Origin of the sequence: Megasphaera jansseni (assembly GCF_047974155.1) — a bacterium.
In the GTDB taxonomy this organism is placed as follows: domain Bacteria; phylum Bacillota; class Negativicutes; order Veillonellales; family Megasphaeraceae; genus Megasphaera.
The window spans coordinates 74,946-98,340 of the sequence record NZ_JBHYRR010000003.1 but is presented as its reverse complement, the minus strand read 5'-3'; the positions used below and the strand labels follow the sequence as shown (position 1 = coordinate 98,340).

Here is a 23,395-nt window from a genome sequence, read left to right as displayed (position 1 = left end):
GTGTGATTATACCATAGAAAGGATGAGATATATGTCAGTAAAAATCAGACAGTTAGAAATTGAAAATGTGAAGCGCGTCAAGGCCGTTACGCTGACGCCGACGGAAAACGGGTTGACCGTCATCGGCGGCCGGAATGGCCAGGGCAAGACTTCTGTATTGGATGCCATTGCCTGGGCACTGGGCGGCAACAAACTCAAGCCGTCCGAATCCCAGCGCATTGGCAGTGCCGCTCCGCCGTCTATCCACATCGAACTCAGCAACGGCCTGGTAGTGGAACGCAAGGGTAAGTCTTCGGCCCTTCATGTCATCGACCCGTCAGGGCAGAAAGCCGGCCAGCAGCTCTTAGACAGCTTCATCGAAAAGCTGGCCCTGAACCTACCGAAATTCATGGATGCCCGGAATGATGAAAAGGCCGAAACACTGTTGCAGATCATCGGCGTCGGTGACCAGCTGGCCGTTTTAGATCGCCAGGAAAAATCGTTATACAATCAGCGCCTGGAAGTCGGCCGGATTGCCGACCGCAAGAAGAAGCACGCGGAAGAACTGGCCTGGTATCCCGATGCGCCGGCGGAACCGGTCAGCGCATCTGAACTCATCAAGCGACAGCAGGCCATCCTGGCCAAGAATGCCGACAACCAGCGCAAGCGGGACATGCTGGAAAGTTTAAAGGATCAGCAGACCTGTATCGACGTGGAACTGGATGAAATCGATGAAAAAATGAATGAACTGGCAGCCAAGAAGAAAGCGCTCATCAATGAACGTACCGCCGTTACGGCTGACATCAACAGCGCTGAAACGGCTTCAGCGAACTGGAAGGATAAAAGCACGGCCGAACTGGAACAGGACATCGCCAATATTGACGCCATCAATACCAAGGTCCGGGCGAATGCCGAAAAGAACCGGGTCCAGGCCGAAGCTGATGAGTTGGCCGGGCAGTACGGCGACCTGACCCAGCAGATTGAATCCGTGAAAGAACAGCGGATGAAACTGCTGGATTCGGCAGACATGCCCCTGCCAGGGCTGTCGGTCCAGGATGGCGAGCTGACGTATAACGGACAGAAGTGGGACTGCATGAGCGGCGCAGAACAACTGCAGGTCGCTACGGCCATCGTACGCAAGCTCAACCCGGACTGCGGCTTCGTCCTCATGGACAAGTTAGAGCAGATGGACCCGGAAACCCTGGCCGCCTTCGGCAAATGGCTGGAAGGGGAAGGCCTCCAGGTCATCGCTACCCGCGTCGGGACCGATGACACCTGCAGTATCATCATCGAAGATGGGTATATCAAAGAAGAACGCTCCCAGGAAACTCCGCAGCTGGCGCCGAAAGCAGAAACGCCGAAGTGGACGCCTGGCACGTTTTAGAAAGGAGTAAATCATGAAGATCATCTCAGGGAAAATCATAAAGCCTCAGAAAGTCGTCATCTACGGCCCGGAAGGTATCGGCAAGTCAACGTTTGCCGCACAGTTCCCCAGGCCCCTGTTCATCGATACAGAAGGCAGCACATCGCACCTTGAAGTGGACCGCCTGCCCCGGCCGACGTCCTGGCAGATGCTCAAGCAGTATATCAAAGACCTCAAAGGGGATACGATGGGCTACCATACCCTGGTCATTGATACAGCGGACTGGGCCGAACGGCTCTGCGAAGAAGCTATCTGCCAGTCCAATGGGAAGGTCGGCATTGAAGATTTTGGGTATGGCAAGGGCTACACCTACGTCAAAGAAGAATTTGGTCGGCTCTTAGACAGCCTGTCAGATCTCATTGACGCCGGCATGAATGTTGTCCTAACAGCCCACAGCATTATCCGCAAGTTTGAGCTGCCCGAAGAAACAGGGGCCTATGACCGGTATGAGCTGAAACTGGGACAAAAAGCCGGCAACCAGTGTGCCGCCCTGGCCAAAGAATGGGCGGATATGGTTCTCTTCGTGAATTACAAAGAAATCGTCATCACGACGAAGGACAACAAGAAGAAAGTCAGCGGCGGCAAGCGGGTCATGTATACGGCGCACAATCCGTGCTGGGATGCCAAGAACCGGCACGGTCTGGCCGAAGAACTGCCTTTTGACTATCAGGAAATCGCGTACTGTATCCCGGTCATGAATACAGCGCCGCCGCAGCCGGCACCTGCTGAACCAGATCCGATTCCGGAAGCACCGGCTCCGTCAAAAGAATCGCCGCAGCCGCCTGTCCAGGCAGAAGAAAAACAGCCCGACGCCCAGGCGCCCGAAGCCATTCCTCAAGCCCTGGCGGACCTCATGACAGCCAACAATGTTACGGCCCAGGACATTCAGCAGGCCGTAGCATACAAGGGCTATTTCCCGGCAGACATGCCGATTGCAGACTACCCGGAAGACTTCGTCATGGGATGCCTGGTGGCGGCTTTTCCGCAGATGCTGCAGGTCATCAATCAGTTAAAGAAAGTTCCGTTTTAATAGGAGGTAATGACAATGACAGAAGAACGCGCATTCAGTTGGGATGATGAATTTACCGAAGTGGAGGACTCCTTTCAAATCGTCCCTCCCGGTGATTATGATTTTACAATCGTTGATTTCGAGCGGGCCCACTTCGATGGCAGCGACAAAATGCCGGCCTGCCCGATGGCCAAGCTGATATATGAAGTGCAGACGCCAGACGGCACGAAAGGGCGCATCCGCCAGAATCTCTTCCTGCACTCGAAAAGCGAATGGCAGCTGACTAACTTCGCCTGCGCTGTCGGCATGATGCAGCGTGGTGATGGCCACTTCCGGATTGCCTGGAATCAGCTTATCGGAGCGACAGGCCGTATGCAGGTCAGCATCCGCAAGTACAACGGGAAAGATTACAACGACGTGAAACGCTTCTACGACAAGACGGCAGCTCCCAAGGCTTCACAGCCGCAGAGTCAGCCGGCGCAGCGTCCCGCCTACACACAGGGGGCGTTCTAAATGAGCAGCAGCGTCACGCTGCGTCCCTATCAGCAGGAGGCCGAACAGGCCGTCCTGCATGAATGGGACAGCGGCCATACCAAAACACTCCTGGTCCTTCCCACAGGGACCGGCAAAACCATTGTTTTCGCCAAAATCGCTGAGGACCGGGTCCGGGTCGGCGAACGGGTCCTTATCATGGCCCATCGCGGCGAGCTCCTGGAACAGGCCAGCGATAAGATTGAGAAAGCAACAGGGCTGAAAAGTGCCGTGGAAAAGGCAGAGCAGACCTGCATCAGGTCCTGGCGGCGCATCGTCGTCGGCAGTGTTCAGACACTGACACGGGAAAAGCGGCTGCATCAATTCGCGGCGGACTACTTCGACACAATCATCATCGACGAAGCCCATCACAGCGTCTCAGACAGCTATCAGCGTGTCTTACAGTACTTCGGCGATGCCAAGGTCTTAGGCGTCACGGCCACGCCGGACAGGGCCGACATGCGCAATCTGGGGAGTTACTACGATAGCCTGGCCTACGAATACAGCTTAGTTCAGGCCATCAAAGAAGGCTACCTCTGCCGTATCGTGGCTCAAACGATTCCACTACAGATCGATATTTCCGGTGTCGGTTTTTCGGCCGGCGACTATAAGGCCGGTGAGCTGGGGACGGCACTGGACCCGTATCTCGACCAGATTGCCAGGGAAATGCAAAATTACTGTAAGGACCGCAAGACCGTCGTCTTCCTGCCGCTCGTCGCGACAAGCCAGAAGTTCTGTGACATCCTGAATGAAGCCGGCTTCCGGGCCGCCGAAGTCAATGGCAACAGCGAAGACCGGGCGCAGGTCCTGGCCGATTTTGATGCCGGCAAATACAACGTCCTCTGCAACTCCATGCTGCTGACGGAAGGCTGGGACTGCCCATCTGTAGACTGCGTCATCGTCCTGCGGGCCACGAAGAGCCGCAGCCTGTACAGCCAGATGGTCGGGCGCGGCACGCGGCTCTTTCCAGGCAAGAAAGAAGTGCTGCTCCTCGACTTCCTCTGGAATACAGAAAAGCACGAGCTATGCCGCCCGGCCTGCCTCATCGCCGAAACGAAAGACGTGGCCAAGAAGATGACGGAAAAGCTCAACGAGTCTGGCGAGCCAACAGACCTGGAAGTCCTGGAAAAAGAAGCGGCAGAAGACGTCGTTGCCGACCGCGAAGCCGCCCTGGCAGAAAAACTGGCAGCCATGAAGAAGCGCAAGCGGAAACTGGTAGATCCACTGCAGTTTGAAATGTCCATCCAGGCGCAAGACCTGGCAGATTACGTGCCGTCATTTGGCTGGGAAATGATGCCGGCATCGGACAAGCAGCTTAAAGCCCTGGAAAAGTTCGGTATCTTCCCCGATGAAATCGAAAATGCCGGCAAGGCCAAGCTGTTGCTGGACCGGCTCATCAAGCGCAAGGAACTGGGGCTTGCAACGGCTCGGCAAATCCGGCTGTTGGAGGCCCGCGGCTTCCGGCATGTCGGTACCTGGTCCTTTGCAGCGGCGTCTAAGCTCATCGGACGTATTGCAGCCACTGGCTGGCGGATGCCGGCCGGTATCATCCCGGCGACGTACCAGCCAGAATAAAGGAGGGCGGGCATATTGGAAAACATCAATCTCATACCCCTCCTGGACTATATTGACCCGTCGTTCTGCACCTATCAGGAGTGGGTAAATGTAGGCATGGCGTTAAAACTCGAAGGCTACAGCGTCGCTGACTGGGATACCTGGAGCCTTCGCGACGCTGGCCGGTATCATTCCGGCGAATGTGTCCGGAAATGGGACACTTTTGACAATAACGCTACGTCTTTAGTCACCGGCGCTACGATTGTCGACATGGCGAAGCGGGGCGGCTGGACCTCATCAGCCGGCCCCGACATCGCTTATGACTGGGATGACCTGATTCCCGAACGGGATGACCAGGTCGTCGTCGACAAGAACTGGGTCGAAGGGCGGGAACTGGAAGCCCCGGGCGATAACTGGGACCCTGTCAAAGACCTCATCAAATACTTGTCAACGCTGTTTGATAGTACCGACTATGTCGGCTATGTAACGAGCTCCTGGGAAAAAGACGGGAAGTTCCTGCCGAATAAAGGGAACTATGGCCGTACTGCAGGGGAACTCATCGAAGAGCTGACAGTCTGTGACGGGGACCTGGGAGCCGTCCTGGGGGACTACAACCCCAAGGTCGGCGCCTGGATCCGGTTCAATCCACTGGATGGCAAAGGCGTCCGTAACGAAAACGTGACGGACTTCCGCTTCGCCCTGGTCGAGTCCGACTCGATGGAGCTGGAAAAGCAGAACGAAATCATCCGGCAGCTGGAACTGCCAGTTGCCTGCCTGGTCTATAGCGGCGGGAAAAGCGTTCATGCCATCGTCCACATTGACGCCGGCAACTATGAAGAATATCGGAAGCGTGTCGACTATCTCTATGCCATCTGCCGCAAGAACGGGCTGGCCATCGATACGCAGAATCGGAACCCGTCCCGGCTGTCTCGGATGCCTGGCGTCCTCCGGAATGGCAAAAAGCAGTATCTCATCGATACCAACCTGGGCAAGGAAAACTTCGTGGAATGGCGCGAATGGATTGAGGCCGTCAACGACGACCTGCCGGAGCCGGAAAGCCTGAAGGACGTGTGGAACGACCTGCCGCCACTATCACCGTCGCTCATTGAGGGCGTGCTGCGGAAAGGCCATAAGATGATGCTGGCAGGACCATCCAAGGCTGGCAAATCCTTTGCTCTCATCGAGATGGCTATTGCCATCGCTGAAGGGCGGAAGTGGCTCAACTGGTACTGTTCCCAGGGACGCGTCCTGTACGTCAACCTGGAACTGGACCGGCCGAGCTGTCTGCACCGCTTTAAAGACGTGTATGACGCCCTGGGGTGGCCGGCCAACAACATTGCCAATATCGACATTTGGGAACTGCGCGGCAAATCCATCCCGATGGACAAGCTGGCGCCGAAGCTCATCCGCCGGGCATCCAAGAAGAATTACACGGCCATTATCATCGACCCGATTTATAAGATCATCACAGGCGATGAAAACAGTGCTGACCAGATGGCTCATTTCTGTAACCAGTTCGATAAGGTTTGCACCGAGCTGAACTGCGCTGTCATTTACTGCCATCATCACAGCAAGGGCGCCCAGGGGAGCAAGCGGTCCATGGACCGGGCCAGCGGCTCCGGTGTATTCGCCCGCGATGCCGACGCCCTGTTGGACATGATTCAGCTGAACACGTCGGACCAGGTCGGCCTGCCTGGCACGGCCTGGCGCATCGAAGGAACGCTCCGAGAGTTCGAGCCCTTCAAGCCCCTGAACGTGTGGTTCGAGTATCCCATCCATCGCGTTGACGACAGCGGCGAGCTGGAAAAGCTCACGCCAGACTGCGACAAAGACCCGCGGCAGAAGGGACGGGAAACGCAACGGAAGCGGAAAGAAGCCAAAATGGCACAACTTGAAAGCGCTTATAATGCCTGCCTCATCAATGGAAAAGTGACGGTCAGCGACCTCGCCGAATATATGGATATAACAGAGCGAAGCGTCCGAAGATATTTAAAAGATGATGATGCTTTTGACTTTGCAAACGGAATTGTGACTAAAAAATGACGGCATCCGTACAGATGCCGAAATTGTCCGCGCTGAATATTATTAAATTAATATACGGACAACTGTACCGATGCCATTATATTTATACGGACAAAACGGACGGCATCCGTTATATATATAGGGATGTCTGTCCATGCATAAATCCGTGTGGGTCCTTGGACAACAAATAGGGGAACAAGGGGGCTGAAAGTGCCCCTTGTCCCTATTCCCTATTTGTCGTCCTGAACCAGGACCATGCGGCGACGAAAGGAGTAGAAAAAATGATGAATCAAGAAATTGAATATTTAGATTCGGCAGGCCATCGCATTTTGCCGTATGGCTTCGACGTCAAAAAGGCCGAGCGGATTATGGATAACTTTCTATGTTACCATTGCCAGCTTCATACGACTTTTGCAGAAGTTGCCTCATTCCTGATTCTGCGCGGAACCGGCTACGATGGTGGGACGTCGTCACACTATTTATGTTTCTTGTTGGGAGTCGATGGTACAGAAATGTGCACCTATAAAAACTGGAAGGCAAGGAAAGGAGCAGGGAAAAATGACAGATAAAGACATGATTCATTTCTTCGTACCTATGCAGCGGATTCCGTCGGCGACGCATCAGATGAAGAAGCTCGTCGTCGGGCGTGATGGCAAGCCCCATACATACGAGCCGCCGGCGGTCAAGGAAACACGGTCTCTGTTCATGGCCAGCTTTACGAAGTTCCGGCCGGAACAGCCTATCATGGGGCCCGTAGCCTTGACGACGAAATGGCTGTATCCGCCGACGAAACTGCACCCGGAAGGAACCTGGAAGGCGACAAAGCCCGACACGGATAACCTGGTCAAGATGCTCAAGGACGTCCTGACGTCGTTGGGCTTCTGGCGGGATGACGCCCAGGTCGCTTCGGAATGCATCCAAAAGTTTTACGCTCCTCAGTCCGGCATCTACGTCCAGATTGAATCGCTGGACGACGATTAGGAGGAGCCTATGGGACGGAATGAAATGATTGCCCGGGCCCGGTCGGCGTTCCGTGAAGTCCTGGAGGCCATGGAAACCCCTCATGCCCAGCTCTTGCAACGGGATCCTGACATCAAGGGCCTGGTGGAAAACATCGTCCAGCATGTGGAAAATGCCAGGAAGCCGGAAAACTGGCCCGTCGAGGAATATCCCGACGACTTCGAGAAATACCACCCGTCGGACCGGTGGCAATGGGCCTGGCTGCTTTTGCAGGCGGCTTTCCTGGACAGCGATTTCGCAACTATCCTTTGTGCGCTGCGTGCCAATGGCTGTGAGCTGGTCAAGGATGACGACTATGGCTATGTCATCCGGCCCATCATCGGTGGCCATGGCTGGAAAAATATCGATCAGTACAACGAAACGAAGGAGCCGCTGAACGATTATGTGAATTTACTATTGCCTTTGCTGAAACGGTTGCGGGAAGAAGATCAGAAAGGCCATGTCGTCCCGCAGCGTGAACTGCAGCAGGGAAAGCTGGGAGGGAAAGGATGATTGAAATCAATCGGATGAAGGTCATTACGTGGAGGCTGATTGCCATATACTGTGTGGTATTCTGGATTGCCTTCACGGCAGCACTTATTTATTGCTCACAGTAGGAGGGATTACGATGGATGATAATTGGTATGCACCGGGGCCGGTACACTGCCGGCAGATGACGGAAGAAGAACGGCAGTTTTACCAAAAGCAACGGCAGAAGCGACAATTCCCCTGGCAATCGAAACAAGGCCAGCGTGATTTGAATGGGCATCAGTGGGGCAAGCATTGCCCGCCGGTATTGCGATTTAAACGAAAGGCAGGTCATGGACATGAAGATTAAAATTGATTTTGGTTCAATTAGTTTGAAGCCTATTAAAATAGAGCCGTATCTTGCTAAACGTCTTATCTCGGTAGTCGATCTTTGGTGGAATTCAGTACCCGGCGGGACGAAGCGCTACTATGGCGTAAGGGGCTGGCAGCGTTCCTGCCGGAATCATGCCGTAAAAAGCCGGGTCCGCCATGCAAAACGAAAAGTGGCCCGCGGGTATCGCTATAAAGGCGGTAAATAAAACGTTTTAGTTTCGCCGCTATAGCATTTAGATTCTATTTGCGGTAAATTACACATAGACGGAAGGAGTAAGGGCGTGGGACGCAAAAATAGACGACGAAAGAAAGAGCCGTCACACACGCCATGGACTCGCCGGCCGGAGTCCCAGGAAGTCCGGAGCCGTTGCGCATTCTGCGGACGGCTTCTGGACGACGGGGACTTCTACTGGTTCCCGGACGAGTTCGGGCAGTTTGTGCGCAAGTGCAAGAACGAGCGGGATTGCTCCGCTCATCGTAAAGACGAAGCCGAAGAGGCGTTCCGTCGTGCTTTTAAAGGGAGGTAGTTCAATGTCAATCGTTCAAGGTCATAATGATTACGTTCTGATTATTACTAATTATCTGCTAAACTATGTCGCCTTTACGGACTACATCAAAGACATGGAAATGCGTATCGACGATATTACCTGGACACTCGATGAAGAGCCGGTCCCGAAAGTGCCGGCTTTGTCGGGTGCCGGCGGTTGTGGCGGCAGTGACGGGACGAGTCCGCAAGAATCGGACTACCTTCGGCATGAACAGCTCAAGGACGAACGGAAGCGACTGCAGCAGAACGTCAAGGACATCAAGACACGCATGGACCGCCTGGCGAAATGTTTCCACGAATTGGATGAAACGGACCAGAAGATTTTAGAGATCTATTACATCGACGGCGCGAAAAGTTGGGAATGGACGGCCAAGATGGTCAATGCCAGCACGTCGTTCTGCTTCAAACACGGCAAAGACGCCTTGCAGGAACTGGCCAACCGTTACTTCGGACTGCGGGCCATGCCCATACAAACACGATTTGTTTTTATTGATTAGGTGTTTGTGGATAGATTGTGGATAACTTTTATTTGGGAAATATCCCGCGAATGAAAAAGGCGAAAAAGTGCGGTATAATGAAATCGTGAAAAGAGGGGCCGAAGGAATACAGCCTGATGGCGGTCATGCTGTGTTCTCGGCCCACACACTGTTAAGAAGAACTGCGCTGGAAGGTGGCCTCCCATCCGGCAAGGTTCTTTTTTTCATGCCTGAAAAGAGGATGGTGGTGAACATGTAGTGAAGCTGACAGAGAAACAGAAGCGATTTATTGATTATTATATCGAGACCGGGAATGCCACGGAATCAGCACGGCGGGCTGGGTATTCTCCTAAAACAGCTGAGGCGATTGGACTGGAAAACCTAGGAAAACCTAGGATTAAAGCCGCAATCGATGCCAGGCTCAAAGCGCTGGAAGACAAGCGTATCGCGAAGGCAGACGAGGTCCTGAAGTTCCTGACGGCGACGCTGCGCGGTGAAGTCAAGGATGTACAGATTGTCGTTGAGGGCACGGGTGATGGATGCAGCCGTGCCAGTCTGGTAGAAACGCGGGCGTCTGTCCGCGACCGTATCAAGGCGGCGGAAAATCTGCTGAAGCGATATCCGTCCGATATGGATGCGAAAGAGCAGCGGCTAAAGCTGGCCAAGCTGGAACAGGAATTGAAGGACGCTGGGCAGGATGACGATAACGACGTCCAGATCATTGATGACATAGGAGCGGACTATGAAGACCATCAGACTGAGTAATATCATAGCGCCTCATTTCTGGGGCCTGCATCAGGATATAAAGCAGCATGGCCACACCTATTACTGGCTGGAAGGCGGCCGCGGATCCACGAAGTCATCTGATATCAGTATCGAGATACCGCCGCTCATGATCAAGAATCCGGAGTGTCATGCTGTTGTGCTCCGGAAAGTCGGCAACACTATCAAGAACAGCGTTTATCCCCAGATGCAGTGGGGCATTGATGCCCTGGGGTTGACGGACAAGTTCCGCTTTAAGACGTCTCCTCATGAGATTACGTACAAGAAGACCGGCCAGAAGATACTGTTCTTCGGCGTCGACGACCCACAGAAAATCAAGTCCATCAAACTGCCGTTCGGTTATGTCGGGATTTGTTGGATTGAAGAGCTGGACCAGTTCAGCGGTATGGAAGAAATCCGCAACCTCAACCAGTCATTGCTGCGAGGCGGCCCCATCTTTTGGGAGTTCTGTTCTTTCAACCCGCCGAAGTCGCAAAATAACTGGGTAAACGAAGAAAAACTTTTTGATGATCCAGACCGGCTGGTCCATCATTCGACGTATCTGGGCGTCCCCAGGGAATGGCTGGGGGACCGCTTCTTTGAAGACGCAGAGAAGCTCAAGGCACGTAACGAAACGGCGTACCGCCACGAATACTTAGGCGAAGTCACGGGCACTGGTGGCGCTGTCTTTGAGAACGTTGAAGACATGGCCATGAGTGATGAACTTGTCGGAAATTTTGACAAGTTGTATTACGGCCTGGACTTCGGTTTTGCTGTGGATCCGCTGGCCTATGTCGCTATGTACTATGATGCGAAACGGGAAGATCTGTATATCTTCGATGAGTTGTACCGGCAGAAGATGACGAACAGCCAGGCGGCTAAGGCCATCAAGGTTCGCATTAATGGCGGACGTATCCTGGCCGATGCAGCTGAACCGAAGAGTATTGCTGAAATGAGCGATTATGGGCTTCGTATTTCCGGCGCCCGCAAAGGACCGGACAGCATAGACTTTGGGATGCGCTGGCTTCAGAACCGCGCACACATTTACATCGACAAGCGACGCTGTCCGAACACGTACAAAGAATTTGTCGCTTACGAGTACGACCGCAACAAAGACGGTCAGTTCATCAGCGCTTACCCAGATGCCAATAATCATAGTATCGACGCGGTACGCTATGGGCTGTCTGAAATCATGAACCGGGATAAAATCGTATCTCGGCGCGTTAATTTTTAGGAGGGAGCTTTTATGGATTACACGCTGCTTAAAGACGCTTATTATGGGTCCGGCGGCTTTGAAACGGGCCAGTACCTGAACAAGCACAAACGGGAAGCAGATGATGATTACCGCTTCCGCCAGAAAAACGCATACTACTTGAATTATTTCAGCCCTATCGTCAACGCCCTGGTAGATCCTATTTTTAAAAGGCAGCCGTTGCGTGACTATTCCGGGCCGGCGGCCCCGACCATCAAAGAATTCTTGAAAGACGTGGATACCAGTGGTACCGACATCCATATGTTCATGAAGCGGGCGGCTATTATGGCCAAGGTCTACGGGGTGTCGTTCATCGTGATTGACAATGTCCGAGAGTTACAGGCGCGGACGCTGGCTGAAATGCTACAGCAGCGGGAATTCCCCTTTGCTTACGTACTGGGGCCGCAGGATTTAGTGGAATATGGCGTTGACAAAACGGGTGCTCTGCTGTACATCCAATTCCAGGAAATCGCCAGTATCAAGGACGGAGCGCCTCAATATCGGTATGTTTATTATGACCGCCAGCGCTGGGAAGTCTGGGGCGATGAGCTCATGAAGTCATCGGGCGAGCATGGTCTTGGCTGTGTGCCGGTCGTGCCGCTATTTTCCCGGATGCTGGAGCAGAAGACGATGCGCCCGGTGCCGGAACTACTGCCAATTGCCAGGACGGCCAAAGCTCTGTACAATCATTGTTCCTGGCTGGGTGAAATTTTGCGGAATCAGACGTTTCCGCTACTGACAATTCCGTCTCTGGATGTCAATGACCTGGTCGTCGGGACAAACAACGCGCTGGGGTATAACCCGGATTGCAGTCATGCGCCGGCATTCATTGCCCCGCCGTCTGATCCGGCGACAGTCTTGCAGAATCAGATTGCGTCGCTCATCCAGGAAATGTATCGCATGGCCAACTTGTCCTTTGTCATCAATACGTCCCAGAACAACAATAGCGGCATCGCGCGGCAGTGGGAGTTTGAACGGACAAATCAGCAGTTGGCCAACTTCTCGCTGCAGTGTGCCAGAGCCGAAGAGTCTGTTATGGAAGTCGTGGCCAAGTGGCTGAACAGCGATATTGAGTACACCGTGACGTATCCCGATGACTTTGGTATTGTCGACGTGGCCAATGAATTGACTCAGGCGCAGATGGTCCTGGATATGGATTTGACAGACGGCTTGCGGGAAGAAGTGCTCAAGAAAGTTATGGCGGCTTATTGTCCGGACATTCCTGACGAGCGCTTCGATGAACTCGTTGAGCAGATGCAGAACTCAGATGACGATAAAACGAATGCAGAGCCGACAGCCCCCGAAGAACCGCCGAAAGAGCCTCCGGTCCCTAAGCCAGGTGAGAAGCCTGACGGGAGTGATGCTTGATGAAAAGCCCTATTTCGGGAATCTTGAAGCGTTTTAGCCGAGTATTCCAACGGGCCGTTGATGCCGTTGCCCTTTACGTCATCGACAATTTAGATGAAGACGGGGATGTTAAGGCCATTGTAGAACAGGCCTGGCTGACCTATAAAATTAGCGATGTCTTTATGGATGCTGTCAGACAGGCTATCAAAGAGGCGTGTGAAGCAGGCTATGGGCAGACAATTCCTTTGCTCCCTTCGCAACTTGAAGAAGCCTGGGATGAGTCAGGGATGACCTTATCGAAGAAACTCCACGGCGCTAATAAAGAAATGCGCGCCCGTGTCGTCAGCACCATCAAGGACCAGTTGAAACAGAACCGTCATGCCATGCAGGCGGCCCGGCAGCTGTATGATGGATACCGCAGCGGGCAGGCTGTCGTCAGGCAGCAGGAAATGCCGAAGTATTTGCAGGATATTGTGAATTTTGCCAGGCGGTCGGAACTGACTGCCGCAGATAGGGCGCAGATGCTCCAGCTCGTCCGCAGAGCCCGCCGACAAGTGGCGCTGATAGGAGAACATGGCGCCCCGAATCAAGCCCTTAGAACGGCGTACAGCGAGTTATTGAACGCCGTGTCCGATGGAAGCGAAAAGGCGTTGGACAGGGCCGTTCATGTGGCCCTGGAAGAAAAGAGCCGCTACGTGGCCGAACGCATTGCCCGGACAGAAGCGGCCCGTGCCTGGGCTGATGGCTTCCATGCACGTTACGATACGGACGATGATGTCGCCGCTTACAAGTGGACGCTGTCCAGTCGTCATCCTCATTATGACATCTGCGATATGTATGCCCAGGCAAACCTTTGGGGACTGGGGCCGGGTATCTTTCCAAAGGATAAGACGCCTATACTGCCGGTCCATCCACACTGCCTCTGCCATCTGTCGCTGGTCTACGTGACTGAAATCGACACGAGCCGGCAGCACAATCACATCAAGGATGGCGGTGATGCCTACCTCAAGCGGCAATCTCATCAGAAACGCTGTTATTTACTGGGAATCGACGGCGCCCGTGCCTGGGAAAAAGGGCGGGCTGACTGGCGCCAATATATGCGTAATTGGTCGGATGATACTGGAATCAGTCGATTTCATGTATTACCCAATTATGGGCAGGCGGTAATTCCTGATGGGAAAATATTCAAATATGCTTTAAACCCGGACCATCCAAAAGGCAAGTACAAAGCAATTGCCTTTCAAAAAGCATTAGGCTATAATTTAAGTAATGGTAATGAGCTTATTGAAAATGTAAGACGTCATTTGCCGATTGTTTTAGCCGTTCCCAACGGAAAATCATCGTATGGGAACAAGTATTTTGCAGATATGATTCTTGTAGGGCCTAATGGTAAATCTGCAAAGGTTAGAACTTGTTGGCAATTTGATAATGGGGAAAGCGCCCCGAGGCTCACAAGTATCTATGTGAAGGATTAGATATGGGTGGTTTTATGAAAGCACAAGAACTCGATGTAATTAGGCTAAAGAGTGGGCAAGAAGTCACTGTTTTAGATGTTTACCGTCGAAACGATGGGAAGTATGATTATCACGTAGAAGATGATAACAATATCGATTCGTTTGTTAAAGAAGAGGATGTCGATTCTATTATTTGGCATTCAGTATAAAGCGCTTACCTGACGTAGGCGCTTTTTTGTTGCAATTTTATATTTTGTCTTTTCGCCGCCAGACGCGGACCGCAGACGTAAAAGAACGGTTCTTTTTTTATACCCAGGAGGTACAAAATGGCTTACACATTACAGCAAATTTTTGAAGCTTTAGGAAAAATCGAAAACGGCGGCTCTATGGTGGCTGACTTGCAGACCGAGATCAGCAAAGTACGCAGTGAAGCGGCCAATAATCGCATCTCTCGGAACAAGGTGCTGGACGCCCTTGGTTTGCGTGATGGCGATAATGTCGATGATTCTATCAAAAATTTAGCGACGACCTTGTCTGTCCTTCAGCAGTTGGGCGGAGATCCTCAGAAAATGGGGGCGCAGATGGAAACACTGCAGAAACAGGTCAAAGATTTGACTGATAAGTATACGGCCAGTGAAAAGAAAGCTGCTGAAGAAAAGGCAAAGCGCATCCAGTCCGTCATGAAATCTCAAGTCATGGCTGCCCTTACAGATGGCAAGGCCGTTAAGCCGGACGTCTTCGCACAGGTGTTGCTTAGCAACATTAGTGCCAAAGATGACGGCAGCCTTGTCTACAAAGACGGGGACAAGGAGCTTTCGATTGCAGACGGCGTAAAAGGCTGGCTCAGTGCAAATCCTTGGGCCGTGAAGAATGACAGCCACTCTGGCAGTGGTTCGAAAGGCGGTAGCGGGTCCGATGGCAAGACGTATACGATGGATGATTTGAAAGACATGTCCAGGGCCGAAATCAATGAGCACTGGGCGGAAATCAGTAAAGGAGTGAAAGAATAATGGCAATCACTACGTTTATCCCTACGATTTGGGAAGCCAGATTACTGGCACATCTCGATAAAGCCTTGATTTACGGCAACTTATGCAACCGTGATTACGAAGGCGATATTTCCCAGGCCGGCGACACGGTTATTATCAATCAGATTGGTGATATTTCTATCAAGGACTACAAAAAGACGGAAGACATTACACTGGATGACGTCGATGGCACGCCGACCCAGCTCAAAATCGACCAGCAGAAATACTTTGCTTTCAAGGTCGATGATGTCGATGCCGCTCAGGCCAATGTCAACTTGATTGATGCCGCCATGCAGCGTGCTTCTTATGGCGTTCGCGATGTTGTGGATCAGTATATCGCCAGCTTCTACAAAAAAGCCGGCGTCACGAAAGACCTTGGCACGGATACCACCCCGTTGGCATTGACTACGGCAGCACAGGCTTATGAAGCTTTAGTCGACCTCAAATGTGCATTAGATGACAAGAACGTCCGGGCAGACGGCCGCTTCGTCGTCGTCCCGTCCTGGTTCTATGGCCTGATGCTTAAGGACGAACGCTTTGTTGCTGCCGGTACGGCCAAGACTGACGCTGTCCTGTCCAATGGTTTTATCGGTACGGCTGCTGGTTTTAATATCTACCAGTCCAACAACGTCCCGAATACGGCCAATGCGAAGTACAAGATTTTGGCCGGCACAACGGACGCTATTTCCTTTGCATCCCAGGTAACCAAGACGGAAGCCTTCCGTCCTGAAAAATCTTTCTGCGATGCTATCAAAGGGTTGTTTGTTTACGGGGCTCAGGTCGTACAGCCGAACGCCTTGGCCTGCATGACGGCAAACCCGACTGCCGGCGCGTAAGCCGATGGAATTGAAGATTGAGGTCCAGGGCCTGGATGAAGCTATTTCCAGGCTGGACCGTATTTCCAGAGGGACGCGGCAACAGCTTCGTTCGGCTATGTTGTCATCGGTTCGGGATGTTCAGCGGACAGCCCGTGAGAAGCATAAGTTTGTTACGCGTTCTGGCGAGGCTGAGCGGTCTATTGAATCCAATGTCCAGTTCAGCAGGGATACCTGGGTAGGTACCGTCGGCACGACCCGAAAGGTTACCATTTACCTGCATCAAGGAACGCCAAAGCATGTTATTACGCCGAAGCGGAAATTGGCCCTGCGCTGGACTGCCGGCGGCAAATTCGTTTTTGCAAAGCGGGTTTACCATCCGGGAACCAAACGAGATCCCTTCATCTTCAATGCAGCCAACGCCAATAAACGGCAAATCATCGGCCGATTTGAAAATGCTGTCCGACGGGTTTTTGAGGAGGTAAAATGATGGAATTCATTACATTAGCAGATATTACAGACAACATCCTAACGTGCAGAGACTGTGACGTCGACTATGCCAATGACTACCTTCATCGTTTAGCCGCTTCTTTCAGCCTGTCTGACGCTGACATTCAACTGCCGCCACGCCTGGCTATCAAACAGTTGGGAAAAGCCGTGGCCTGCCGGGAATGTGCCGCCTATATGGTTGGCTCGGATACGACGGTTATGGTTGATGGCAGCCGTTCTGAAGATATTTATTTCCAGAAATATAAGATGTACGTTCAGATGGCAAAGGACCTGGAAAGCCGGCTGACTTATGCTGACTTTGCTATCGACGGCATTGATGGCAGCGGGAAAGGGGGCGTCGGGGTAATCCGCTTGTCCCGTGCATGATGAACCGATTCCGTCAGATTGCCAATGAAATCTGTGAGATTTTGAAAGATGAATTCCCTGATATGGTATGGCTGAATGCTGTATCTGGCCCGGCGTATCCGAAGGAACTGACCGGGTATATCTGCTGTGACTCGATTACCTACGAGCCGTTCAGCAAGGGAAAGCGCCAGGCTTCGGCTGTCTTCACGATTGAAATCATCTCACCGAACCCGAAAGGGAAAGAGACAGATGCGCAGTATATTGAAGACTTGGCCATGGAAGTGGATGAAGTGCTGCGTGAAAATGAAACAATTGATGGCTGGGCCGAAAGCAGTAACGTCGATAAGATCTTATTTGCTACGCCGGCAGGGATGACGAACATCGGCCTGGCTATTTTCCAGTTCACAGTTACGTATACAGAATAGGAGGGTGCTTATATGGCACGTAAATATGCAACACCGACAAATACCGGCTCTGTAGCTACCGCCGGCAAGGATTACCTGATTTACCTGAATACGGGCGAAACGGAAGCTACGCCGACCTGGACCTTGCTGGGTGGTCAGCGTAGTGGTGATTTGACGCGTAAGGCTGATTCCATTGACGCCAGCAATAAAACGTCTGGTGGCTGGAAGTCTTCGCTGGCCGGCCTTCGTGAATGGAATATCGACTTGGAATCTGTCGTCATTTTGAACGATGCCGGCTCTCAGTTCCTGGAAGATGCCTTCAATGATGGCCAGCTGGTCCATGTCAAGTTTGAATATCCGGATAAGAAATTTCGTACCGGCTGGGCGGCTGTTACCGATTTCAGCCTGTCGACGAAATATGACGACGCTGCCACGATTAAAGGTACGTTGTCTGGCAATGGTCCGTTGTCTGAATTAACGACACCTAGCGCGTAAGGAGGATTGAAGCATGAAGAAAGTTCCCTTTGATTTATTTGGCGACGGGCAGTATATGTACTTTAATATTGCTCGTCTGATGCAGTTGGAACAAGCTTGCGGCGAAGGTATCAGTACCATTGTCAGCAGGAATGAATTGAATCTGAATGTTCTTACGAAGATCTTCATGATTGGCCTGGCTCATCACAAGAAGCATAATGAACTGTGGTATGCAGAACGCATCCAGGAATTGCTTGACCAGGGCAAGAGCCTGGAGGAAGATTTCTATATCCCGGCCGTCAAGGCCATCGCTGGCAGTGGTATTCTCGGAAAGGCTGCTTACTATGGCGCTTTTCCTGAAGAACTGACGGAGAAAGCCCGGCAGGACGTAGCTGACGAAAAAAAAGATTAGAGGCGGAGGGGGCCAGCGATAAGCCGCCCCCGTCTTTTTATGAATGGCTGGAATGGGCAGAATCGCAGGCTTATGGCCCATTAGGGCTCAAGCCATGGGAGTTCTATCGGTTATCTCCCATGGAGCTGAGTAAGCTCATTGACGGGTACCAGGTACGCCGGGAAGACCAGGCATTTACGACGGCCTGGTTCGTCAGCAACATGATAAGCGTTCACACTAAACATCCCATACCGGCCAAAGAATTGGCCCGCCCGTTCCTGCATGAAAAGACAGGCGGCGAACGGGAACGCGAACGCAAGGAATTTTTAGAATCATTCAAGAGTCAACGAGAGGAGGCGGGATTTGATGGCGACAGTGACGAGTATCTTGGTCAAGATTGGGGCGAATAGCTCCGAGCTTCGCAGGGAATTGTCGGCTACGAAGGCCGAGTTAAAATCTGCATTGGGAGAGGAAACGTTATCGGCATCGAAGGCCGCAGTCATGAGTATTGCGGGGGTAGCCGCTTCCCTCGGTGCATTAGGCGTCAAAGCCGTCCAGGCGGCCGGGAACTTCCAGCAGGTCCAGGCGGCTATGACGAATATGCTGGGGAGTGCAGAGCAGGCCAAGAACCTGCTGGGGCAGTTACAGGATTTTGCGGCCAAAACACCTTTTGAATTCAATGACGTAGCTGCGGCTTCGCAGAAATTTCTGGCCTTTGGCTTTACGGCCGAACAAATCATCCCGACGTTAAGAGCCGTCGGCGATGCCGCTGCCGGCGTGGGGCTCGGGAAAGAAGGAATTGACCGGATTACTCTGGCTTTGGGACAGATGGCAGCCAAATCGAAGGTCCAGAGCGATGAAATGCTGCAGCTGACAGAAGCCGGGATTCCTGCCTGGCAGATGCTGGCCGATAAAATCGGCACGTCTGTCCCTCAGGCCATGGATATGGTCAGCAAGGGAGCTGTCGACGCTCAAACAGGGTTACAGGCCCTTGTCGGCGGCATGGAAGAGAAGTTTGGCGGTATGATGGATCAGCAAGCGCAGACGATTACAGGCACGTGGTCGAATATGATGGACGGCCTCAGTCAGTCTGCTATTGCCGTCGGGCAGCAGATTTCAGACGCCTTGAATTTGCCGGATCTTTTTTCCTCGTTGGGGGATAGTTTGCAGCAGTTTGCCAACCTCGTAAAAAATCAGGGCATCGGAGAAGCCTTGTCACAGATGATTCCCCCTGAAGTGGAAGTTGCCGCGGCTGGTCTTGCGACAACCCTTACAGTAGCAACGATTCCAGCACTGCAATCATTTGCTCTCAATGCAAAACTGGCCGCGGCTCCATTGGCCGGTTCTTTTCTGACAGGCCTCAACACGTTAAAAAACGCATTGGCTACAATTCCTCCCGGTATGGCGGCCGCAACTACCAGCTTTACGTTGATGAAGACTGGGGCTGTATCTGCGGGAACAGGGCTGCTGAGTTTCGCAAGTAGTCTCAAAGGAGCGATTACGTCACTGCCACAAGTCATTTCTGGCATTGGCCGACTGGTATTGGCGTTCGGTCCGCTTGGTCTGGTCATTGCCGCTGTTGGCGCCGCTATTGCCGCCTTTGTCGCATCGGGTCATAATTTGACAGACTTCCTGAATGTCGTGCCTGGGACGATGGAAGCCGTGAATATGGCCGGCACTGCGTTGAAACAATTATGGGGTGAATTGGGGCAGGCTATCAGCAATTTAGTTTCTGCCGCCGCGCCTCTGATTACCTTGCTGGCTACGGTATTTACGGCAGCTGTTTATGCTATCATCGCAGTCATCAACGTCGTCGTTGCGGCCTTGTCGTTGTTCTTGACCGTCATTACCAATACCATTACGGCAGGCATTGCCGCGTTTAACTGGCTGTACGATGGTGTTTCATCGGCGCTGAGTCGCGTGGCCGACGCCCTGGGGGATATGGCCAATTCAATTCTGCCGGACTGGGCCAAGAGCGGGCTGGAAACTATCCGCAGCTTCGTGAAGACCGCTATCGGCTGGCTGCAAAGCTTGATTCAGAAGATTTTCCAGACAAATAACGCTATGAGTAACGCCGGCAGTGGCATGACGTCTGAAGAAAAAGCCAAGCGTCAGGCTGCTCAGGCCATCCATGACAATCCGCCAAATGTATCCGATGACACGGACTACACGATGCCTACATTCGGGCAATTTGGTGGTGGTGGAAGTGTTGATACTGGTGGCGCTGGTGGAAGCACTGGCGGTAGTAGCGGAGCGTCTGGCAGTAGTGCAAGTGCAGGCTCTTACGACCCGCGAGCTGGGGCCATTTATAACGCTCAGGCGCTTAGTGGACTTCCATATGGCACGGGTGATGGCCAAGTTGTTTGCACGACATACATTGAAAATGCCTGGTCGAATGCCGGGGTATCGAATGCTTGGGATTTAGGTCCTAATGCAGATTACTGGGCTCAAAATGCAGGTGGTGCTTTTCATCCGGCAAGTTCTGGGTATACTCCCAAACCTGGTGACGTGGCCATCACGAATGACGGTGAAGGTGACCCTACCGGCCATGTCATCATGATTGATGAAAACGGTACTGGTTATTATGCTGCTGGTGGTAGTGCTGGTGTGTCTACGCACTATAATACAGACCATCGTCAGGCTTTTGATGTTTATGGTTACATTAATATGGCCGAATACGCTGGTTTTTCAGATACTGGTGGACATCAAGCGCGTCAGCCTCAATTCAACTGGGACCAAAGTGTTTATACACAGGCTATCAAAGCCGCTGCTTCAGCCTACAATCAAGATCCGGCGCTGCTGTTAGCTTTAGCCATGAAAGAAAGTGGTGGCAATACAGTTAGTGGCATTTCGATGGATGGTGGTAATGGTGGCGGCATGATGCAGATTCTCAGTGGAGACCAGGACGTTGCCGATGGCAATGGCGGCCGTGTGAAGATTAGCGACTTATATCCTGATTATCAAAGCAACGTCTATTCCAATGCCTTGGCTGGGGCGGCCATGTTGCAGGACAAAATCAACGCCAATGGCGGCGATGTATGGGCTGGCGTTGCCGACTATTACGGCGGCAGCGATAAGGCAGAATATGCTGCCGAGATTCAATCTAACTATAATCAGGTCAAGGCTCAAGGGGCTGGTGGAACGGGTAGCAACGATTTTGCTCAGCGTATGGTTAACTATCGCAAGAAGATGGCTGACCAGGCACTCCAGACACATCAGCAGATTGATGACAGCTATGCGCAATCTACGGCAACGCAGGTCGAGCTGACAGACCGCAAGTTCCAAAAAGAATATGAAAAACTGAACGAGTCCAAGACCTTCAACGCCAACTATCAGAAAGATAAGGAAAAACTGGACGCTATGTATGCCCAGGAACATCTGAAAGCTGTCGAAGCCGATGCTCAGAAAGAAGCGCAGATCAAAGAAAAGGTTGTCACGATGGCGGCCGATAAAAAGACCAATGCGCCGGCACTGACTGATACAGCCAGCGATAAGGAACTGAGCAAGATGGAAGCCGATTATGATAAGGCCATTACATCCATCCAGTCGAAATGGCAGCAGTACTCTGCCGACTACGCAGGGATGACTCAATCGCAGAAAAATTTGTTCCTGAAAGCCCTGGACGAAGAAAACATTGCCTATGAAGTGTCAGCTGATGGCCGTTTATCCTTTGCCAAGGAAATCTATAACGAAGAGCTGGCCAAGTACAAGGAATTCATCGACCAGAAAACAGCCTACTTCCAGCAGGCCAAGGACATCGAGGCCGATATTGAAGAGGCCAAGAACCAGGTATCTATAGAACGGCTGCAGGCAGTTTTGAGTGATGCCAATGCTATCCGGCTTAACGACTACGAGGCCCAGAAGGCCATGATGGAAACCTACCAGGAAACGTATTTGGCCGCTCATGCGACAACGGCGCAAATGGTGGCCGACTTGTATGATAAGGCGTTCAGCGGCCTTAGCTCGGCCATTACGGACACCATCATGGGAACGAAGACGCTGGGACAGGCCTTCCAAAGTTTGGGGAAGTCGCTGATTCAGGTTATCGTCGAGTTTTACGCCAAGCAGTTGGCGGGAATGCTGGTCAACAGTGCGATGGCAAAATCCCAGACGTCAGCCGCTGTAGCACAAACGACGGCTGAAGGGGCTTCCATGGCTGCGGCTTTAGGCCCGGCGGCTTTCTTCAAGTTAGTCCTCGACCCGGCATCTGCGGGGGTAGCTATGGGCCTTATGACTGCCGGCACAGCCGCTGCTCTTAGCAGCTCCATGACATCGGCTTTTACGGGCCTTGGGGCTTTGTCTAAAGGCAGTTCTACCTGGAGCGATAAACAATCCTCTTTGGCATCGGCTCCCTGGAATGGGCCGAAGCTGGCTTCTGGCGGTATCACCAAAGGCGATACGATTGCCATGATTGGTGAAGGGCACTACGAAGAAGCCGTTTTACCGCTATCCCGGGATAAGTTTGAACAGCTCGGATTGATTGATCATGAAAGGTCGGTCAATAACGTGTCCATGAATGTCAGTACGCTGGACTCGTCGTCCTTTACGGATTTCCTCCGTAACGGCGGCTTGGATACCATCCGGCAGGCACTGTTTGAAAATGACCGTAATTTTGCAACGGAAGCGGGTGTATTCTAATGGCTTTACGGAAATTCCCGATTGAACTGAATAAGCTCAGCTGGTCCAGTACGAAAGCCATGAGCTGGAACACCGAAGTGCAGACATCCGGCAGCGGCAAGGTCCGGACGATGACCAACTTGCTGCTGCCGAATTGGACCATTGAAACGAAATTTGTCTATTTGACCGATGACGAATATCGTAAGCTGTTGGGTTTTGTGGCGCTCTGTAAGGGCGCCTTTGAACCTTTCTTGTGGAAAGACCCGGAAGACTACCAGGAAAAGAATCGTCAGCTTCCTATGGTGACGGCGGGGACCTATCAGGCCATCATGGCCATGGGCGATTATGTAGAGCCTGTGGAATACATTGAAAACGTTACCGTGTGGGTCGATGGCCAATTACAGAAAAGCTCGACTTATTCAATCGTGAACGGCTGCATTGTCTTCCAGACAGCACCGGCCGCAACGGCCATCGTCAAGGCCAGCTATACATACTGGTGGAAAGTCATGTTCAAAGACGACGGCCTGACTATTGAAAAAGTTTTCCAGAATATCAACAAGACGAAGTCGTTCAAGCTCGTGACGGTGAGGTGATG

26 protein-coding genes are annotated in these 23,395 nt (G+C 52.4%); all 26 read left to right on the top strand.

Going from position 1 to position 23,395, the window contains the following annotated elements:
* Window positions 1-31 precede the first annotated feature (31 nt).
* The 26 genes from ACE418_RS02090 to ACE418_RS01965 all read left to right on the top strand — a co-directional run bounded on the left by ACE418_RS02090 (window position 32) and on the right by ACE418_RS01965 (window position 23,393).
* The gene (locus tag ACE418_RS02090) at window positions 32-1,363 is read left to right on the top strand and encodes an AAA family ATPase (RefSeq protein ID WP_416448988.1); all 1,332 of its coding nucleotides are present in this window, start codon (window positions 32-34) and stop codon (window positions 1,361-1,363) included.
* Window positions 1,364-1,376: 13 nt separating this feature from the next.
* The gene (locus ACE418_RS02085) at window positions 1,377-2,432 is read left to right on the top strand and encodes an ATP-binding protein (protein WP_416448987.1); all 1,056 of its coding nucleotides are present in this window, start codon (window positions 1,377-1,379) and stop codon (window positions 2,430-2,432) included.
* Window positions 2,433-2,447: 15 nt separating this feature from the next.
* Window positions 2,448-2,924: a DUF669 domain-containing protein gene (locus ACE418_RS02080; protein WP_416448985.1), complete on the top strand. Its 477-nt coding sequence runs from the start codon at window positions 2,448-2,450 to the stop codon at window positions 2,922-2,924.
* Window positions 2,925-4,517: a DEAD/DEAH box helicase gene (locus ACE418_RS02075; RefSeq protein ID WP_416448984.1), complete on the top strand. Its 1,593-nt coding sequence runs from the start codon at window positions 2,925-2,927 to the stop codon at window positions 4,515-4,517.
* Window positions 4,518-4,532: 15 nt separating this feature from the next.
* Window positions 4,533-6,539 carry an AAA family ATPase gene (locus tag ACE418_RS02070; RefSeq protein ID WP_416448982.1) on the top strand — a complete coding sequence of 669 codons (2,007 nt, stop codon included), beginning with the start codon at window positions 4,533-4,535 and terminating at the stop codon, window positions 6,537-6,539.
* 260 nt (window positions 6,540-6,799) lie between these two features.
* The gene (locus ACE418_RS02065) at window positions 6,800-7,087 is read left to right on the top strand and encodes a hypothetical protein (protein ID WP_416448980.1); all 288 of its coding nucleotides are present in this window, start codon (window positions 6,800-6,802) and stop codon (window positions 7,085-7,087) included.
* Window positions 7,077-7,499 carry a RusA family crossover junction endodeoxyribonuclease gene (locus tag ACE418_RS02060; protein WP_416448979.1) on the top strand — a complete coding sequence of 141 codons (423 nt, stop codon included), beginning with the start codon at window positions 7,077-7,079 and terminating at the stop codon, window positions 7,497-7,499. Before ACE418_RS02065 ends, ACE418_RS02060 begins: the two co-directional genes overlap by 11 nt.
* A 9-nt stretch (window positions 7,500-7,508) precedes the next feature.
* The gene (locus ACE418_RS02055; RefSeq protein WP_416448978.1) at window positions 7,509-8,030 is read left to right on the top strand and encodes a hypothetical protein; all 522 of its coding nucleotides are present in this window, start codon (window positions 7,509-7,511) and stop codon (window positions 8,028-8,030) included.
* A 115-nt stretch (window positions 8,031-8,145) separates the two neighbouring features.
* Window positions 8,146-8,355 (top strand): hypothetical protein, encoded by a 210-nt coding sequence (locus ACE418_RS02050; RefSeq protein ID WP_416448977.1) that lies wholly within the window; start codon window positions 8,146-8,148, stop codon window positions 8,353-8,355.
* Window positions 8,339-8,584 carry a hypothetical protein gene (locus tag ACE418_RS02045; RefSeq protein ID WP_416448975.1) on the top strand — a complete coding sequence of 82 codons (246 nt, stop codon included), beginning with the start codon at window positions 8,339-8,341 and terminating at the stop codon, window positions 8,582-8,584. The genes ACE418_RS02050 and ACE418_RS02045 overlap by 17 nt, the downstream gene beginning before the upstream one ends.
* A gap of 325 nt (window positions 8,585-8,909) precedes the next feature.
* Entirely contained in the window at window positions 8,910-9,422 is a 513-nt protein-coding gene (locus tag ACE418_RS02040; RefSeq protein WP_416448974.1) for a hypothetical protein, read from the top strand.
* A 237-nt stretch (window positions 9,423-9,659) separates the two neighbouring features.
* Window positions 9,660-10,166: a terminase small subunit gene (locus ACE418_RS02035; RefSeq protein ID WP_416448972.1), complete on the top strand. Its 507-nt coding sequence runs from the start codon at window positions 9,660-9,662 to the stop codon at window positions 10,164-10,166.
* Window positions 10,144-11,397, top strand: coding sequence for a PBSX family phage terminase large subunit (locus ACE418_RS02030; protein WP_416448970.1), 1,254 nt, complete (start codon window positions 10,144-10,146; stop codon window positions 11,395-11,397). The genes ACE418_RS02035 and ACE418_RS02030 overlap by 23 nt, the downstream gene beginning before the upstream one ends.
* Before the next feature lie 12 nt (window positions 11,398-11,409).
* Complete coding sequence (locus tag ACE418_RS02025) at window positions 11,410-12,783, top strand: hypothetical protein (RefSeq protein WP_416448968.1); 1,374 nt, start codon at window positions 11,410-11,412, stop codon at window positions 12,781-12,783.
* A complete protein-coding gene (locus ACE418_RS02020) occupies window positions 12,783-14,237 on the top strand; it encodes a DUF6883 domain-containing protein (RefSeq protein WP_416448967.1) in 1,455 nt (484 codons plus the stop codon). Before ACE418_RS02025 ends, ACE418_RS02020 begins: the two co-directional genes overlap by 1 nt.
* A gap of 14 nt (window positions 14,238-14,251) precedes the next feature.
* The gene (locus tag ACE418_RS02015; RefSeq protein WP_416448966.1) at window positions 14,252-14,425 is read left to right on the top strand and encodes a hypothetical protein; all 174 of its coding nucleotides are present in this window, start codon (window positions 14,252-14,254) and stop codon (window positions 14,423-14,425) included.
* A gap of 117 nt (window positions 14,426-14,542) precedes the next feature.
* Window positions 14,543-15,226, top strand: a complete 684-nt coding sequence (locus ACE418_RS02010; RefSeq protein ID WP_416448965.1) for a hypothetical protein — start codon at window positions 14,543-14,545, stop codon at window positions 15,224-15,226.
* Entirely contained in the window at window positions 15,226-16,080 is an 855-nt protein-coding gene (locus ACE418_RS02005) for a phage major capsid protein (RefSeq protein ID WP_416448964.1), read from the top strand. The genes ACE418_RS02010 and ACE418_RS02005 overlap by 1 nt, the downstream gene beginning before the upstream one ends.
* Before the next feature lie 4 nt (window positions 16,081-16,084).
* Entirely contained in the window at window positions 16,085-16,549 is a 465-nt protein-coding gene (locus tag ACE418_RS02000; RefSeq protein WP_416448962.1) for a hypothetical protein, read from the top strand.
* Window positions 16,546-16,935, top strand: a complete 390-nt coding sequence (locus ACE418_RS01995) for a hypothetical protein (RefSeq protein WP_416448960.1) — start codon at window positions 16,546-16,548, stop codon at window positions 16,933-16,935. Before ACE418_RS02000 ends, ACE418_RS01995 begins: the two co-directional genes overlap by 4 nt.
* Window positions 16,932-17,339 (top strand): hypothetical protein, encoded by a 408-nt coding sequence (locus ACE418_RS01990; protein ID WP_278968175.1) that lies wholly within the window; start codon window positions 16,932-16,934, stop codon window positions 17,337-17,339. Before ACE418_RS01995 ends, ACE418_RS01990 begins: the two co-directional genes overlap by 4 nt.
* Before the next feature lie 12 nt (window positions 17,340-17,351).
* Complete coding sequence (locus ACE418_RS01985) at window positions 17,352-17,813, top strand: phage tail tube protein (RefSeq protein ID WP_416448958.1); 462 nt, start codon at window positions 17,352-17,354, stop codon at window positions 17,811-17,813.
* A gap of 13 nt (window positions 17,814-17,826) precedes the next feature.
* Window positions 17,827-18,204, top strand: a complete 378-nt coding sequence (locus tag ACE418_RS01980) for a hypothetical protein (protein WP_020310794.1) — start codon at window positions 17,827-17,829, stop codon at window positions 18,202-18,204.
* 119 nt (window positions 18,205-18,323) lie between these two features.
* The gene (locus ACE418_RS01975; protein ID WP_416448956.1) at window positions 18,324-18,593 is read left to right on the top strand and encodes a hypothetical protein; all 270 of its coding nucleotides are present in this window, start codon (window positions 18,324-18,326) and stop codon (window positions 18,591-18,593) included.
* Complete coding sequence (locus ACE418_RS01970; RefSeq protein ID WP_416448954.1) at window positions 18,550-22,821, top strand: tape measure protein; 4,272 nt, start codon at window positions 18,550-18,552, stop codon at window positions 22,819-22,821. Before ACE418_RS01975 ends, ACE418_RS01970 begins: the two co-directional genes overlap by 44 nt.
* The gene (locus ACE418_RS01965) at window positions 22,821-23,393 is read left to right on the top strand and encodes a DUF2460 domain-containing protein (protein ID WP_337563694.1); all 573 of its coding nucleotides are present in this window, start codon (window positions 22,821-22,823) and stop codon (window positions 23,391-23,393) included. The genes ACE418_RS01970 and ACE418_RS01965 overlap by 1 nt, the downstream gene beginning before the upstream one ends.
* The last annotated feature ends 2 nt before the right edge of the window (window positions 23,394-23,395 follow it).

What these genes read in the sequence shown, in the direction of transcription:
- ACE418_RS01965 (WP_337563694.1), top strand. Translation starts at nt 22,821, where the DNA reads ATGGCTTTACGGAAATTCCCGATTGAACTGAATAAGCTCAGCTGGTCC.
- ACE418_RS02015 (WP_416448966.1), top strand. Translation starts at nt 14,252, where the DNA reads ATGAAAGCACAAGAACTCGATGTAATTAGGCTAAAGAGTGGGCAAGAA.
- ACE418_RS02090 (WP_416448988.1), top strand. Translation starts at nt 32, where the DNA reads ATGTCAGTAAAAATCAGACAGTTAGAAATTGAAAATGTGAAGCGCGTC.
- ACE418_RS01995 (WP_416448960.1), top strand. Translation starts at nt 16,546, where the DNA reads ATGATGGAATTCATTACATTAGCAGATATTACAGACAACATCCTAACG.
- ACE418_RS02045 (WP_416448975.1), top strand. Translation starts at nt 8,339, where the DNA reads ATGGACATGAAGATTAAAATTGATTTTGGTTCAATTAGTTTGAAGCCT.
- ACE418_RS02075 (WP_416448984.1), top strand. Translation starts at nt 2,925, where the DNA reads ATGAGCAGCAGCGTCACGCTGCGTCCCTATCAGCAGGAGGCCGAACAG.
- ACE418_RS02010 (WP_416448965.1), top strand. Translation starts at nt 14,543, where the DNA reads ATGGCTTACACATTACAGCAAATTTTTGAAGCTTTAGGAAAAATCGAA.
- ACE418_RS01970 (WP_416448954.1), top strand. Translation starts at nt 18,550, where the DNA reads ATGGCGACAGTGACGAGTATCTTGGTCAAGATTGGGGCGAATAGCTCC.
- ACE418_RS02050 (WP_416448977.1), top strand. Translation starts at nt 8,146, where the DNA reads ATGGATGATAATTGGTATGCACCGGGGCCGGTACACTGCCGGCAGATG.
- ACE418_RS02000 (WP_416448962.1), top strand. Translation starts at nt 16,085, where the DNA reads ATGGAATTGAAGATTGAGGTCCAGGGCCTGGATGAAGCTATTTCCAGG.
- ACE418_RS01990 (WP_278968175.1), top strand. Translation starts at nt 16,932, where the DNA reads ATGATGAACCGATTCCGTCAGATTGCCAATGAAATCTGTGAGATTTTG.
- ACE418_RS02085 (WP_416448987.1), top strand. Translation starts at nt 1,377, where the DNA reads ATGAAGATCATCTCAGGGAAAATCATAAAGCCTCAGAAAGTCGTCATC.
- ACE418_RS02025 (WP_416448968.1), top strand. Translation starts at nt 11,410, where the DNA reads ATGGATTACACGCTGCTTAAAGACGCTTATTATGGGTCCGGCGGCTTT.
- ACE418_RS02020 (WP_416448967.1), top strand. Translation starts at nt 12,783, where the DNA reads ATGAAAAGCCCTATTTCGGGAATCTTGAAGCGTTTTAGCCGAGTATTC.
- ACE418_RS02055 (WP_416448978.1), top strand. Translation starts at nt 7,509, where the DNA reads ATGGGACGGAATGAAATGATTGCCCGGGCCCGGTCGGCGTTCCGTGAA.
- ACE418_RS02040 (WP_416448974.1), top strand. Translation starts at nt 8,910, where the DNA reads ATGTCAATCGTTCAAGGTCATAATGATTACGTTCTGATTATTACTAAT.
- ACE418_RS02065 (WP_416448980.1), top strand. Translation starts at nt 6,800, where the DNA reads ATGATGAATCAAGAAATTGAATATTTAGATTCGGCAGGCCATCGCATT.
- ACE418_RS02060 (WP_416448979.1), top strand. Translation starts at nt 7,077, where the DNA reads ATGACAGATAAAGACATGATTCATTTCTTCGTACCTATGCAGCGGATT.
- ACE418_RS01980 (WP_020310794.1), top strand. Translation starts at nt 17,827, where the DNA reads ATGAAGAAAGTTCCCTTTGATTTATTTGGCGACGGGCAGTATATGTAC.
- ACE418_RS01985 (WP_416448958.1), top strand. Translation starts at nt 17,352, where the DNA reads ATGGCACGTAAATATGCAACACCGACAAATACCGGCTCTGTAGCTACC.
- ACE418_RS02080 (WP_416448985.1), top strand. Translation starts at nt 2,448, where the DNA reads ATGACAGAAGAACGCGCATTCAGTTGGGATGATGAATTTACCGAAGTG.
- ACE418_RS02005 (WP_416448964.1), top strand. Translation starts at nt 15,226, where the DNA reads ATGGCAATCACTACGTTTATCCCTACGATTTGGGAAGCCAGATTACTG.
- ACE418_RS01975 (WP_416448956.1), top strand. Translation starts at nt 18,324, where the DNA reads ATGGAGCTGAGTAAGCTCATTGACGGGTACCAGGTACGCCGGGAAGAC.
- ACE418_RS02030 (WP_416448970.1), top strand. Translation starts at nt 10,144, where the DNA reads ATGAAGACCATCAGACTGAGTAATATCATAGCGCCTCATTTCTGGGGC.